The sequence below is a fragment of the Actinosynnema sp. CS-041913 genome, from assembly GCF_050942485.1.
GTDB lineage: Bacteria > Actinomycetota > Actinomycetes > Mycobacteriales > Pseudonocardiaceae > Actinosynnema.
In genome coordinates, this window is sequence record NZ_CP192037.1 from 5,870,491 (window position 1) to 5,883,589 (window position 13,099).

Sequence of the window (13,099 nt, forward strand, 5' to 3'; positions counted from 1 at the left end):
GAGGAAAGGAACCACCCGATGACCGAACCCGCTCCATGGTCGGTGTGGACCAGGCCCCGCCCCGAACCGCGCCGACGCGCACCGGGAGTGGACCAGTACGTGGCCGCCGCGCTGACCGTCGCCGACGCGGAGGGCCTGGCCGCGGTGTCGATGCGCCGGGTCGCGGGCGACCTCGGTTCCGGGACGGCCACCCTCTACCGCTACATCACCAACCGCGATGAACTGGTCGACCTGATGATCGACGCGGCACAGGGCGAGGACCCGCTCCCCGAGCCCACCGGAGACTGGCGCGCCGACCTGGCCGCGGTCGCGCACGCGCTGCGCGCGACCCTGCTGCGGCACCCGTGGTTGGCGGGCGAAATGACGGGCCGACCCTCGCTCGGACCCAACTCGTTGCGGCGGTCCGAATCCACGCTGCGCGCCGCCGCCGCGCTCACCCCCGACATCACCCTGGCCTCGCAGGCGCTCAGCGCCGTGCACGCGTACGTGCTGGGCTCGGTGGCCACCCAGCAAGCCGCGCGGCAAGCCGAACAGCGCACCGGCCTGACCACAGAGCAGTGGCAACGCAGCGTCGGCCCCTACATCAGCGAGGTCCTCGCCGCGGGCAAGCACCCGATGCTCGCCCGCCGCGTCCTCGAAGCCGAGGAACTCGACCCCGACGCCGAGTTCGCGTTCGGCCTGGACTGCGTACTCGACGGTCTCGCGGCCCGACTGGGTCACTGACCGGTCAGCACGCGTACCGGTTCACGGTTTCCGGGTGGAGGGACCAAGCGGACCTAGTCCTCGGCCAGGATCATCCACATCGGTGGCGAAGTCCGCGATGGCTGTAAGGGCTGGACCGACCCGGCGGATGTGTGCGACCGGTCCTGGTCGCGACTGCCGCCCCGTGATCGTCGGACCTGCTGGGTGGCCAGGCCGGTTGAGCTGAGCGGGTGAAGTGATCCCAGTGACAGTAACGGGATGCTTCGCCCCCTCGACCCGGCAGGTGGGTGGGTCTGCGGATGAGGGGACCTGATCATGTCCGTTCGGGGAAGCGTCCTCGTCGCGGTCGTCCTGGCAGTGCTCGTGGGGCTGGTCCTGCCACCACGACGGCTGAGGCAGGGACCGGCGATGCCGGCCAACGGAACTATCGGCTGAGTCGGTCTGGTGTGGTGCCTGATGGAGAATTCACAGCCGGTCCTGCACCGCACCATCGTCGTGGTGGATGTCGAGGGGTTCGGGAAACGGCGTCGGATCCCGGACCAGGTGATGGTGCGGCACAGCCTGTACACGGTGTTGGAGGAAGCCTTCCGCGCTGCGGGGCTTCCGTGGGACGGGTGCTATCGCGAGGACCGTGGGGACGGCGTGCTCGTCCTGGCTCCCGGCGACGTGCCGAAGGGGTACTTCGTGGAGGCGATGCCGCGCCTGCTGTTCGAACGGCTCCGCAGCCTCGACCGGGTCGGGGCGCCGATGCGGCTGCGGGTGGCGATGCACGCCGGCGAGGTACGACACGACGATCACGGCGTCACGGGCCCGTCGATCACCATGGCCTTCCGGCTGGCCGAGGCGGCGGCGCTGAAGGCGGCCCTGGTCGCCTCGCCCGGCCCGGTCGCGGTGATCGTCTCGGAGTGGTTCCACGACGAGGTGGTCCAGCACTGCCAGGTCGACCAGGCCGGGTACCACCCGATTCGGGTCACGGTCAAGGAAACCGACACCAGGGCGTGGATCCACCTGCCGGACGGCACGGTGCCCGTTCTCGCCCGTCGGCACGACGAGCCGCACGTCGACCGGGACGACCGCTCGACGCGCGCCCTCAGTGAACTGACGGGAACCCTGCACCGCCAGTGGAGCGACGAGGCCGCGATCCGAGGGCTCGACCGGCTGCCCCGCCAACAGCTCGTGGTGCTGGGCGAGCCCGGCTCCGGCAAGAGCGTGCTGGCGATCCTGTTGACCCTGGCCCTGTTGGAGCGCCGTCGCACCCACGCCGGCCTCATACCGGTCCCTGCTGGCACTGTCCTCGTGGAACCCGCACGCGGAGCACCTCCACACGTGGATGTCCCGACGCCTGGTCGAGGATTACCCGGCACTGCGCAACGCCGCGCTGTTCGGCTCCGACGCGGCCACCGCACTGCTCACCGGAGGACGCGTCGTGCCCGTCCTCGACGGCCTGGACGAACTACCCTCCGGGCTGCACACCGCAGCGATCGAGGCGCTCGACCGCGCGACCCGGGGCACGCCCTTCGTCGTCACCTGCCGCAGCGCCGAGTACGAGCAGGCAGTCGGTACGGGTGGTTCGGTGTTGGCCACCGCAGCGGTCATCGAATTGGAACGCGCCGACGTGACCGAGGTGATCGGGTACCTGTCCGCCGGCCCGGCCGGCGACGGGCGGTGGGCATCGGTGTTCGCCGAACTCCGCGACGCCCCGGACGGGCACGTGGCCACGGCCCTGTCGCAGCCGCTGATCTCGGCGTTGGCGCGCACCGTCTACGCCGGTGACGGCACCGGTCCCGACGAACTGCTCGATCGCAGCCGATTCCCCGACCGGGGCGCTGTCGAAGAGCACGTCCTCGACGCGTTCGTCCCCGCCGCCTACCACGATCACCCCTCGCCTCCCGGGCTGCACCGCACCAAGGCCCGGTACCCACCAGGCGAGGCTCGTGCCTGGCTGTCGTTCCTCGCCGGGTACCTCAGCCGGCGCGCGACCCGCGACCTGGCGTGGTGGGAGTTGCACCAGGCGCTCCCGCGCCCGTGGCGAACGTCGATCGGAGTCGTCCTCCAACTGGTCAGCAGCATGGTGTGCGGGCTGGGCATCGGGATCTTCGCGGGGCTCCCCGTCGGTCTCACCGCCGGTGCCGTCGGCGGGCTCGTCAAGGGAGCGTTGGTAAGGCCGCCGGCACACCCCAGACGGATCAACGCCCGACACCGGGGAGTCCAGGGGTTCTTCCTCCGGAAGCTGCCGGCGGGCCTGATCATCGGCCTGACGCCCGTCGCCGTCGTCGGAGTCGCCGCCGAGTTCTGCCTCGGGCTCGTGGTCGGACTTTCACCGGACCGGGCTTCGGAGTGATCGCCGGTGTCCTCATCGGCTGTGCGGCAGGACTGGCGCTCGGCATGGCAGACCGGGTTTTCCACCAGAAGGGCGTCGCCCTTTCCGGCAGCGCCTGGGGCTGGTTCGTCGCCGCCCGATCGGTGCTGGCACTGCGGGGACGACTTCCCTGGCGACTCATGCGCTTCTGCCACGACGCCCACCACCGAGGGGCCTTGCGCCAAGCCGGATCGTGCTACCAATTCCGCCACGCACGCCTACAAGACCAACTCGCCCGCGACACGGGAGGGCGGTGAGGCAGAGGCGCGAACACGCGACTGACTCGACTGCACAGGAGCCCACCACGCAGTGTGCTGCGGGCACGGACGCGATCGATCGACGCCCAGGAGAAGTTCATCATCACCTGACCTGGCTGCACGCCCGGTTCACACCGCAGACCGCAGCGGGGCACGCGTGCGGTGGGGGCCGGGCCTCTGTCACCGCGACAGTGCACCGGACCCACCGCGCGCAACGTGTCCGCACCGCCGTCCGCACGCGGTCCCACGTCCACGTTCCGCCTCAGTCGGAGCAGGACGGCCGGCGCGGTATGTCCGGCAGCACCTGGGACCACTCCTGGTCCGTTACCGTCGCCGAGATCCGGTCGCACACCAGGTCGGCCACCTTGTCCACGTCCGTGAACCACAGTTGCGCGGTGTGGTCCCACGAGCCGGTGGCCAGCACGCCGTCGCCGAACGCCACGGCCGACACCGGGCCGCCGTGGCCGACCAGGGTCGCGGTCACCCGCGGCTCCCCGGAGACGTCCCACACCTTGGCCCTGCCGTCGTCCGAGCCGGTGGCGAGCACTGTGCCGTCCGGGCCGAACGCCACCGCGTAGACGGGCGCGATGTGCCCCTCCAAGGTGTGCCGCACCACGGGTTGCGCCGGGTCGCGCACGTCGACCAGCTTGACCGTCCGGTCGGCGGACGCCGTGGCGAGCGTGTTGCCGTCCGGGCTGAACGCCACGCTCCACACCGAGGCGGTGTGGCCGGTCACGGTCGACCGGAGCACCGGCTGCCGCGGGTCGGTCACGTTCCACAGCTTGACCGTCCGGTCCTCGGAGCCGGTGGCGACGGTCCGGCCGTCGGGGCTGACGGCGATGGCGTACAGGTAGCTGTCGTGGCCCAGCAGCGAGCCCAGCGCCTTGACCTGTCGCGGGTACCGGACGTCCCACAGCCGCGCTGTGCGGTCGCCGGACGCGGTGACCAGCACCGTGCCGTCGGCGCTGAACACCGCGCCCTTGAGCGTGTTCCCGTCCGACGCCTGCTCGACCGCCAGCCGCTCCGGCTTCGCCCGGTCGGTCACGTCCCAAAGCTGGAACCTGCCGTCGTCCGAACAGGTCACCAGCAGTCGCCCGGTGGGGCTGAACACCGCCGCGGTCACGCTCCTGGTGTGCCCGGTCAACTCCACCACCGCCTTCGGGTGACTGGGTGACGCCACGTCCCACAGGCGCGCCGTGCCGTCGTCGGCGGTGGTGGTGAGCGTCCTGCGGTCCGGGCTGAAGGTCACGCCGCGCACCGGCCCGCGGTGGCCGCTCAGCGCCGGCAGCAGCGACGCCGGATGGCTCGGGTCGCCGACGTCCCACAGATTCACCGCGTGGTCGCCGGACCCGGTGGCCAGTGTGCGCCCGTCGCGCGCGAACGCGACGGCGTTGACGATGCTCCCGTGGCCGCCGAGGGTGACCAGCGGCAGCGGCCGGTCGGGGTCGCGGACGTCCCACAGCCGGGTGGTCTTGTCCGCCGACGCCGTGGCGACGATCGTGCCGTCCGGGCTGAACGCGACGCTGCGCACGGTGTCCGTGTGCCCGGACAGGGTGGCGCGCAGCCTGGGCGCGGTGCGGTCGGTGACGTCCCACAGCCGCGCGGTGCGGTCGTTGGACGCGCTGACCATCAATGTGCCGTCCGGGCTGAACGGGGCCATGCGCACCGTGTCGCCGTGTTCGTCCACATTGGACAAAAGCGGCGGGTGGACGTGGACGGGATCGGTGACGTCCCACAGCTTCACGGTCCGGTCGACACCGGTGGTGGTCAACGTGCGCCCGTCCGGGTGGAAGGAGACACCGCGCACCGCGCCGGCGTGCCCTCTCAACACGGCCACCGAGCGCGAAGGTTCGCGCACGTCCCACAACCGGGCGGTGCCGTCGACGGAAGCGGTTGCCGCGTAAGAGCCGTCGGGGCTGAACGCCACACCGCGCACCGCTTCGGTGTGCTCGGAGAGGGTCGCGACCTCTTTCGGCGCCCGTGGATCGCTGGTGTCCCACAGCTTCGCGGTGTGGTCGTGCGACCCGGTGATGACCCGCCCACCGCGCGGGCTGACGGCGACGTCGTAGACGTAGTCGCGGTGGCGGTCCAGCTTGCCGAGCAGCTTCGGACGCCGCGGGTCGGACTCGATGTCCCACAGCTTCGCGGTGTGGTCCTCCGAGCCGGTGACCAGGACACCGCTCTCCCGGTCGAACGCCAGCCCGTCGACGGCGTTGTCGTGGCCGGACACCACGGTGGGCGCGGGGATGGTCACGGCGCTGAGCAGCGCGCTGCGGGCGTCGGCCGTCGGCGCGGTGCGGTAGGCGGCGACGCCGAGTTGCATGGCCAGCACCGGGTTGAGGTCGCGGATGTCCTCGGCCGTGCGCGCGACCAGCAGCGACAGCGCGGTGTTGCCGCTGGCCTCGGCCGCGGCCCGGTGCTGCGCGGACTCCCGCTGCTGCACGGTCGCGTACACCGCCGCGGAGGCCGCCAGCACCAGCATGACAGCGAGCACCGCCACGGCCGCACGCTTGCGCCGCGACTCGACCCGCCGCTGACGGCGACTGGTCGCCAGGAAGGCCGCCTCGACCTCGCCGACCGGGTCGCGCTGCTGTCGCTCGCCCTGCCACGCGCTCACCTCGGCGAGGCGGTTGCCCCGGTACAGCAGTTCCGGGTCGCGTTCGTGCCGCTGCCAGTTCTGCGCGGCCTCGGCTAGCTGCTGCCGCACCAGCAGCCCGGCGCGGTCGGCGGTGATCCAGTCGCGCAGCCGGGGCCATGCGCGCAGCAGCGCCTCGTGGGTGATGGCCACCGAGTCCTGGTCGACGTTCACCAGGCGGGCCCGCATGAACGCGTCCAGCACGCGCTGCCCGCGCTCGTCCAGCGCCAGCTCCGACTGGGGCACGACGCGCCGGAGGTCACCGGTGTCGCCGAGGCGCACCAGCCGCAGCAGCAACCGCCGGGCCACGTCCCGGCTCTCCGGTTCCAGCGAGTCGTACACCGCGTCGGCGGTGCGCGCCACGGCTTGCTGGATGCCGCCGGTGCGCTGGTAGCCCGCCAGCGTGAGCCGCCCGCCGTCGCGCTCCTCCCATGTCTTGAGCAGCGCGTGGGACAGCAGCGGCAGCGGCCCGGGGCCGTCGCCGAGGTCGGTCAGCAGCCGCTCCACGAGGCCCGGCTCCAGCTCGAGCCCGGCCTTGCGGGCCGGTTCGGCGATCACCTCGCGTAGCTGCTCCTGGCCCAGCGGCGCGACCACCGCCGGGCGGCTCAGGGCGGGCAGCAGCTCCGGGTAGCGCGCGCAGTGGCCGAAGTACCCGGCGCGCACGCTCAGCACCACCGATGCCGCGCGGATCCGCGCCACGCCGGTCAGCGCCCGCACGTACGCCAGCCGCACGTCCTCGTCGGCGACCGCGGTGAACAGCTCCTCGAACTGGTCGACCACCAACACGACGCGTTCCCGGCTCGCCCGCGCCTCGGCGTGCAGTCGCACGGCGACCCCGTCCGGGTCGGCCCGCAGCGCCGCGCGCAGCTCCGTCACCGACCCCCGGCCGCGTTCGGCCAGCCACGCCGCCAGGGGCGCGAACGGGTCCGCGCCCGGCGTGACCACGCGGCACGCCCAGCCGTCCAGCCGCTCCACCGCCACCGCGAGGCCCGCCCGCAGCACGGACGACTTGCCCGCGCCGGACGGGCCGAGCACCAGCAACGGCTCCGACCCGCCGAGCCGGCCGACCAGCTCGCGGGACAACTCGTCGCGGCCGAAGAAGAAGTCCGCGTCCTCGCGGCGGAAGTACGCCAGCCCGCGGTACGGCGCGCGGCCGGGCGGGCCGGTGGGACCTGTGCCGCCGCCCGCCCGCCACGCCGGGTTGGGTGCAAGCCGCCACCGCGCCGCGTGGCCGGTGGCGAACCTCAGCGGGCGCGGGTAGCCGCGGTCGCCGAGCCGCGCCGACAGCTCCTCGAAGACATCGTCCAGGGTCAGCATCCGCGGCCCGCCCGCGACGCCCTCGTCCAGCAGCCGGACCAGCTCGCCGGAGAACGCGGTGTGCGGGCTGCCCGCAGGCGCCCACGCCGCCTCGTCCCCGCCCGCCGACGCGAGCTGGTACACGCCGTCGCGCGTGGAGTCGGCCAGCGACCGCCGCACCGGGTCCAGGCCCGCGGCGCGGCCGGCGAAGCAGCAGTCGAGCACCAGCAACACCGACCGGGCCGGGCAGTGCGCCACCACGTCCTTCAGCTCCGCGTAACGCAGCGCACGGTGGTGGGCCAGGCCCTTGGCGGGATCGTCGGTCGCCGACGTCGCCAGGTACAGCGCGTCGTCCGGCCCGACCACGCCATGACCGACGAAGTGGACCACCAGCACCTCGGTCGCCTCCTCAGCGACGGCGAGGAGTCTTTCGCCCAGCTCCCGCGGACCGGCCGGGTCGAGCACGACGGAGAGGTTCTCCTCTGCCAGCCCGCAGCGGTCGACGTAAGCCCGGCCCAGGTCCCGGGCGGTGGTGGCGGCGGACGGCACATCCGGCAGCAGCGAGCCGCCGACGTGACGCGACGTGGCCACGACCACCACGCGCGCGCCGTCGACACCAAGTAAATCGGGAGGATCGGTGTCCAAGGCTCGGGCTCCCTGTCAGCACAGCGGTGGCTGGCGGTCCGGCGACAGGATAGGGAAACGGGAAGGGCCTTCCAGCAGTTCACCGCAAGCCTCTCCGAGTTGGGTCGTACGGCCCAGCGGACCTGCCTCCTTCCGTAAAACCCCTCATCCAGACCACCGTGCGCCAACTGCTCGAGCGCGAACCAGTCCGATCGACGCGCTCACCGCCTCCGAGCGCACCACCCTCACCCGCATCCCCGCCACGCTCGAGCAGACTCTTGTCGAACCGACACTGCACCAGCCGCAGAAGTGAGCCTCAGGCAGGCGGTTTCCAACCGACATCCGGAGCGTCCGCTATTCGGCGGAGGAGGACGTTCGCCAAGGCGCTCGGTCTGCGACATCGGCAGACGTTCCGCGTGTTGGTCTGGACGTGGGAACGGCTCCTGGTGCGCTGTCGGGCTTGGTGTCCCATCGCGGGAGGACGTTCATGGATAACAGTAGCGGGGGTGTCCCGGGAGGATGCGCAACCGCAACGCCGACTGGACCCGCCTGCGGGCGCTGGTGCCGGTGGACAGCGCGATCGTCGGGATCGACCTGGCCGACGCCAAGCAGATGGTGGTGGTGACCGACCACGACTGCACGCAGGACTTTCCGGTGTCGTTCCTGGAACGTCGTGGCAGCGCTGGACCGGGCCGCCGGGCAGGCTTCGTCGAAGGGTTCGCCGGGGTGGGCTTGTGGCGGTTCCGCCGTGCAAGCCGGTGTCCACCGACAACGGCTACCACGGAACCTTCCCCGACTGGGCCCACACCACCTGGACCCGGGAACAACTGGCCGAGGCGAGCGGCTTCGACCGCAAAACGACCAATCACATCGAAACCGGCCGCCACTCCCCCAGCCTCGGCTGCGTCTTCGTCCTCGCCGACGCACTGAACGTCGAAATAATCGAACTGTTCACCTGGGACACGGTCTGACGTATCCGGCAAGCCGATCAGCCTGCCGCCCACGCGCCCATACGGATCTTCCTCGGCCTCCACACGACCGGTCGTCGATCGACACCAGGGTCAAGGCTTCCGACTCGCCAAAGCGACACCTCAAGCAACGCCGAGACGACCCTCGCAACATCTCGGGGCTTGATGACGATCGGACGTGACTCGCCAGCATCCTCGAACGAACGCGCGCTTCCGAGACGGAAAGAACGTCCGCTTCTGCCGATGAGCGGACGTTGTGAGGCCATGATGTCGATGGTCTTGACCGTGTGCGGGAGCGGGACCGCTAGGGTGCGTCGGTGTCCGGTTCGTGGCAGCGTCCGCTGCTCTTCCTCGACGTCGACGGACCGCTCATCCCCTTCGGCGCCGGCCGGTACCCGACCTACGACACCGGACCCGACCTGCGGGCGGACGACGCGAATCCGCTGCTGGTCAGGATCAACCCCGCACACGGACCCCGTCTGGCATCACTGCTCTGCGACCTGGTGTGGGCCACCAGTTGGGCGGACGAGGCCAACGAGTCCATCGCACCCAGGATCGGACTGCCGCACCTGGCCGTGGTCGCCTGGCCCGAACCCTGCGACACCGACCGGGACGACGAGCGGATCGGGCTGCACTGGAAGACCCGCCCGCTGCTCGCCTGGGCCGCCGGACGCCCGTTCGCCTTGGTCGACGACGAGATCACCGACACCGACCGCACCTGGGTCACCGCCCACCACCCCGCTCCCACCCTGCTCCACCGCGTCGACCCCCGCATCGGACTCACCGACACCGACTACATCACCCTCCATACCTGGCTACAGGGCACCCTCCACCAACCACCGCATCCCCGAACAACTGGTGGAAGGACCACCTGTCCTCCGTACTCGGTTACAGCGACTGCAACTACGCCCGCATCCACAACAAGGCCCTCAACTCCTCCCAGGACTTCGCCAACATCGACCCCGACTCGAAGGGCGGCAGAACACTCGGGACCTACAACGACAACGTCGGCCTCATCCAGCCCCGCCACGTCTGGCCCCCGCTGAAACGCCAGGCAACGGCCCGCCCCGATGGATCGGGCCGTTGCCTCCGACCAACTCACTGGGCACCGGGCAACCCCAGGGCGGCGCAGGTGCCCTCCCCGCCAGGGAACACGCCCACCACCGTGGTCGATTCCGTGCCGGGCACCCGTTCGGTGAGCACACACGCGGCCAACGCCGGCACGGGATACGACGGGTTCCCCCGGGCCTGTGTCTTCGGCGTCCCGGACACCCAGCCGTAGCGGTCGGTCTGCCAGGTCGACGAGCACACCTCGACCGGGCCCCGTTCCCGGTTGCCGGCCTCGTCCGGTCGACCCGGATCACCGGTCCCGACCGGCTCCGCCTGGCCGGCCGGGTCCGCCGACCGGAAGCACCACGCCCGTCCCCTCACCGCAGCGACCGCCGACGCGGGCACGGCCCCACTCCACGGCCCCAGGAACGGCTGGGCGTACTTATCGGCGACGAACACCCCGGCAAACCACAGTTGGTACGCCGTCGTGACGGGCAACGACACGGACGTGCCCACCGCGTTCTCGTCGACCGCCAACGCCACCGTCTCACCAGCCAGCAGCAGCCCGGTCTGCGAATCGAACAACAGGTAGAGCCGCTGCCGGGGAAACCACCCACCGGCCTGCTCCGCCACCACCGACACCGCGACAGCGGGCCGCCCCGCCCGATCCCGGGTCTGCCCCTCCACGGTGATCCCAGGCAGCGAAGCGAGGATCCGCCACGCGACGGCCGCGAACACCGGGTCGTCCGCGGCACGGCCACCTGCCACGGCCCGGAACCACTGCGCGGTCGACCGCTCGTCCCCCGGACTCGTCGACGTGCCCGTCCGCACCTGCTTGATCAGCCACTCGCGGACCTGCTCCGCAGACACCGCGCCCACCTGCGGCAGCGCCGGGCCGCCGGGCTCGGCCGGCTCATCGGCCGACAGCGGTTCCCAGCCGCCCCGGGGCGGATCCGTCGTGACCCGCCTACCGCGCACCGCACCGTCCGCGCCCGACCAGGACTGCGACCACTGCTCCCCGACCCCGGCCCCGATCGTGTGCCCACGCGTGTTCATCGACGTCTGAAAAGCCCACTGCCTGCCGACCCGGTGGAGCCAAGGCCCCGAACCGCCCGGCCCGGACTGCCGTTCCGCCCGCTCCGCCAACCCCGCCAGCAACACACGCGGGTCACGTTCCTCGGCCGGCGTGAACTGCAACACGGGCACGCCCGCCGGTTCCGAACCACCACGGCGGACGATCTGCCACCCGACCGTCACCCCGACCAGCAGCACCGCGACCACGCCCGCGGCCAACCACATCCCGCGCCGCGACCGATCGACGGGCGGCGCCACCCCTACCGCCGCAACCAAACCCGCCGCGGCCTCCACCCGTGCAGGGTCCGGGACGCCATCCGGAGCGTCGTGCAACGCGGCCCGCAACGCACGCCCCCAACCCGCATCCCGGTCGGCCTCGTCGGCCCCGCCCACGCGATCCCGACCGCCGCCTACCCGCTCATCCATCGACTTCGGCCCCTTCCCTCACGGACAGCAGCACCCGCAGCCTGACCAACCCCCGCGAGGTCAGCGTCTTCACCGTTCCCACCGAGCACCCCAGCAACCGCGCGGTGTCCCGCTCGCTGAGATCCAGCAGGAACCGTGCCGCCAGCACCTCCCGCTGCCGCACCGACACCTGCGACAACAACCGCATCACCCGAGCCCGGTCCACCACAGGGTCCGCCACATCGGGCACGAGATCCGGCACCGCCACCCGCAACTCCCGCCGCAACGACCGCTCCGACCGCCGCAACCCGTCCCGAAACACGTTCAACACCACCGCGTACACATACGCGCCGGACAGCCCCGACCACCCACCGCCAACCCGCCGCAGACACCGCACCAGCGCCTCCTGCACCAGGTCGTACGCCCGATCCCGATCCCCGCCCGTCAACGCCACCGCATACCGGAACCAACCCTCATAACCTGCCCGCACGAACTCCGCGTAACCGTCCTCGTCCCCACCAGCCACCACCCCGCTGCCCTTCGCCACTCAACCGGCCATCCACCCCTTCTAACCGACCTGACCCACCCGAAGGTTGACACCCGCAGCAACCTCACCAACACGCACTGCCATCAAGGGGACCAGTCGGCAGTGAAGTCCACTTTCCCACCGCACAGTGCCAACGCACTCTTCTGCCGCCGAACGAAACGGTGGGGGACACGTCGGCGATGAAGAGGGCGTGGTCGCCGAGCCGAAGGGACACCATGACCCGGCTGGACGCTTTGTTGGACGAAGCGGGGTTGCGGCCCGGATCGGTGACCTGCGCTGCGGTTCTGGGCGTGCTGGTCGGGGTGGGGACGCTGATCGGCGGTGTGCTCGCCGTCGTGGTCCTGGTCGAGCCGCCGGCGGCGGGCCGGGTCGTGCTCCTCGCGTGGTCGGTGGTCGCCGTCCAGGTCGTGGCGTCGGTGCTGTTGACCGTGGGCGGGGTGCGACTGGCGATGGGGATCGGGCGCAGTGCGCTGGTCACCGGTGCCGCGCTGGAATTGCTGGTCTGCGGGGCTTACCTGCTGCACGCCCTGACCTTGATCGCGCCCGACAGCGACAATGCGCCGGAAGCGGTCGTGATCTTCACCGCCGTTCCCGTCGCAGTCGCCACCGTGGCGGCGTTGAGTCTGTCGCTGACCCTGCACCGCACTGCCACCGGCTACCTGCAGCTCAGCCGACGCACCTCCTCCTGACCTACGTCGACCTCGCAGCCGACATCCGCTCATACCGAAGATCGGACGTCGCCTGAGGCGAACCGGTTGGATCGGGCGGCTGAGGGGACGGGTTTCGCCGCGGCGGTTTACGAGGCCGAGGGCGCTGAGGATTGGCGGGTGCTGTTCTCGGTAGCGTGCGCCCACTTCCGTACCGAATCGATCGCGGCGGGCGTCGCCGTGGTGGCCGCTATCGGCATCTGGCCGTCACCCGGACGTCGACCTTCAGCCGTCAGACGTGACGATGTGGCTCCCGTCGGTGGGTTCGGCAGCAAGAGCCAGGGTGACGTCGATCTGGCCCGAAGGATCTCGTTCGCGACGCGCGAGTTCAACCTGCCTGCTGACCCGGCCGCCGTGCAAACCGACCTGCTCCATCCGCATCGCCGGGGGCCGTCGCTGTGCCGAGAGTAACTGGAGTTGGTGAGCAGGTCCGGGCCGGCCGTTGCTCACTCATGCGCTGATCGCGCGTTACGAC

10 protein-coding genes are annotated in these 13,099 nt (G+C 71.4%); 5 read left to right on the top strand and 5 right to left on the bottom strand.

Annotated elements, in window-relative coordinates; genetic code table 11:
• The first annotated feature begins 18 nt into the window (after window positions 1–18).
• Window positions 19–723: a TetR/AcrR family transcriptional regulator C-terminal domain-containing protein gene (locus ACQPZF_RS26410; RefSeq protein WP_433261297.1), complete on the top strand. Its 705-nt coding sequence runs from the start codon at window positions 19–21 to the stop codon at window positions 721–723.
• Window positions 724–1,167: 444 nt separating this feature from the next.
• On the opposite strand, the gene ACQPZF_RS26415 is transcribed toward ACQPZF_RS26410, so the two are convergent.
• Window positions 1,168–1,962, bottom strand: a complete 795-nt coding sequence (locus tag ACQPZF_RS26415; RefSeq protein WP_433261299.1) for a hypothetical protein — start codon at window positions 1,960–1,962, stop codon at window positions 1,168–1,170.
• Between the two features lie 70 nt (window positions 1,963–2,032).
• Between ACQPZF_RS26415 and ACQPZF_RS26420 the strand changes: the two genes are divergently transcribed.
• On the top strand, window positions 2,033–3,043 hold the full coding sequence (locus ACQPZF_RS26420) for a hypothetical protein (protein ID WP_433261301.1): 1,011 nt from the start codon (window positions 2,033–2,035) through the stop codon (window positions 3,041–3,043).
• A gap of 537 nt (window positions 3,044–3,580) precedes the next feature.
• Here ACQPZF_RS26420 and ACQPZF_RS26425 read toward each other — a convergent pair.
• Window positions 3,581–7,894, bottom strand: coding sequence for a caspase, EACC1-associated type (locus ACQPZF_RS26425; RefSeq protein WP_433261303.1), 4,314 nt, complete (start codon window positions 7,892–7,894; stop codon window positions 3,581–3,583).
• Between the two features lie 713 nt (window positions 7,895–8,607).
• Between ACQPZF_RS26425 and ACQPZF_RS26430 the strand changes: the two genes are divergently transcribed.
• On the top strand, window positions 8,608–8,844 hold the full coding sequence (locus ACQPZF_RS26430; RefSeq protein ID WP_433261305.1) for a helix-turn-helix transcriptional regulator: 237 nt from the start codon (window positions 8,608–8,610) through the stop codon (window positions 8,842–8,844).
• Between the two features lie 397 nt (window positions 8,845–9,241).
• On the opposite strand, the gene ACQPZF_RS26435 is transcribed toward ACQPZF_RS26430, so the two are convergent.
• The 3 genes from ACQPZF_RS26435 to ACQPZF_RS26445 all read right to left on the bottom strand — a co-directional run bounded on the left by ACQPZF_RS26435 (window position 9,242) and on the right by ACQPZF_RS26445 (window position 11,917).
• The gene (locus ACQPZF_RS26435) at window positions 9,242–9,568 is read right to left on the bottom strand and encodes a hypothetical protein (protein WP_433261307.1); all 327 of its coding nucleotides are present in this window, start codon (window positions 9,566–9,568) and stop codon (window positions 9,242–9,244) included.
• A 371-nt stretch (window positions 9,569–9,939) separates the two neighbouring features.
• Complete coding sequence (locus tag ACQPZF_RS26440; RefSeq protein ID WP_433261309.1) at window positions 9,940–11,391, bottom strand: hypothetical protein; 1,452 nt, start codon at window positions 11,389–11,391, stop codon at window positions 9,940–9,942.
• Window positions 11,384–11,917, bottom strand: coding sequence for an RNA polymerase sigma factor (locus ACQPZF_RS26445; RefSeq protein ID WP_433261311.1), 534 nt, complete (start codon window positions 11,915–11,917; stop codon window positions 11,384–11,386). Before ACQPZF_RS26445 ends, ACQPZF_RS26440 begins: the two co-directional genes overlap by 8 nt.
• Window positions 11,918–12,132: 215 nt before the next feature.
• Here ACQPZF_RS26445 and ACQPZF_RS26450 point away from each other — a divergent pair, with 215 nt between their 5' ends.
• Both ACQPZF_RS26450 and ACQPZF_RS26455 read left to right on the top strand, forming a co-directional pair.
• Window positions 12,133–12,606: a hypothetical protein gene (locus ACQPZF_RS26450; RefSeq protein ID WP_433261313.1), complete on the top strand. Its 474-nt coding sequence runs from the start codon at window positions 12,133–12,135 to the stop codon at window positions 12,604–12,606.
• 138 nt (window positions 12,607–12,744) lie between these two features.
• Window positions 12,745–13,035, top strand: a complete 291-nt coding sequence (locus ACQPZF_RS26455; RefSeq protein ID WP_433261315.1) for a hypothetical protein — start codon at window positions 12,745–12,747, stop codon at window positions 13,033–13,035.
• Window positions 13,036–13,099 lie beyond the last annotated feature (64 nt).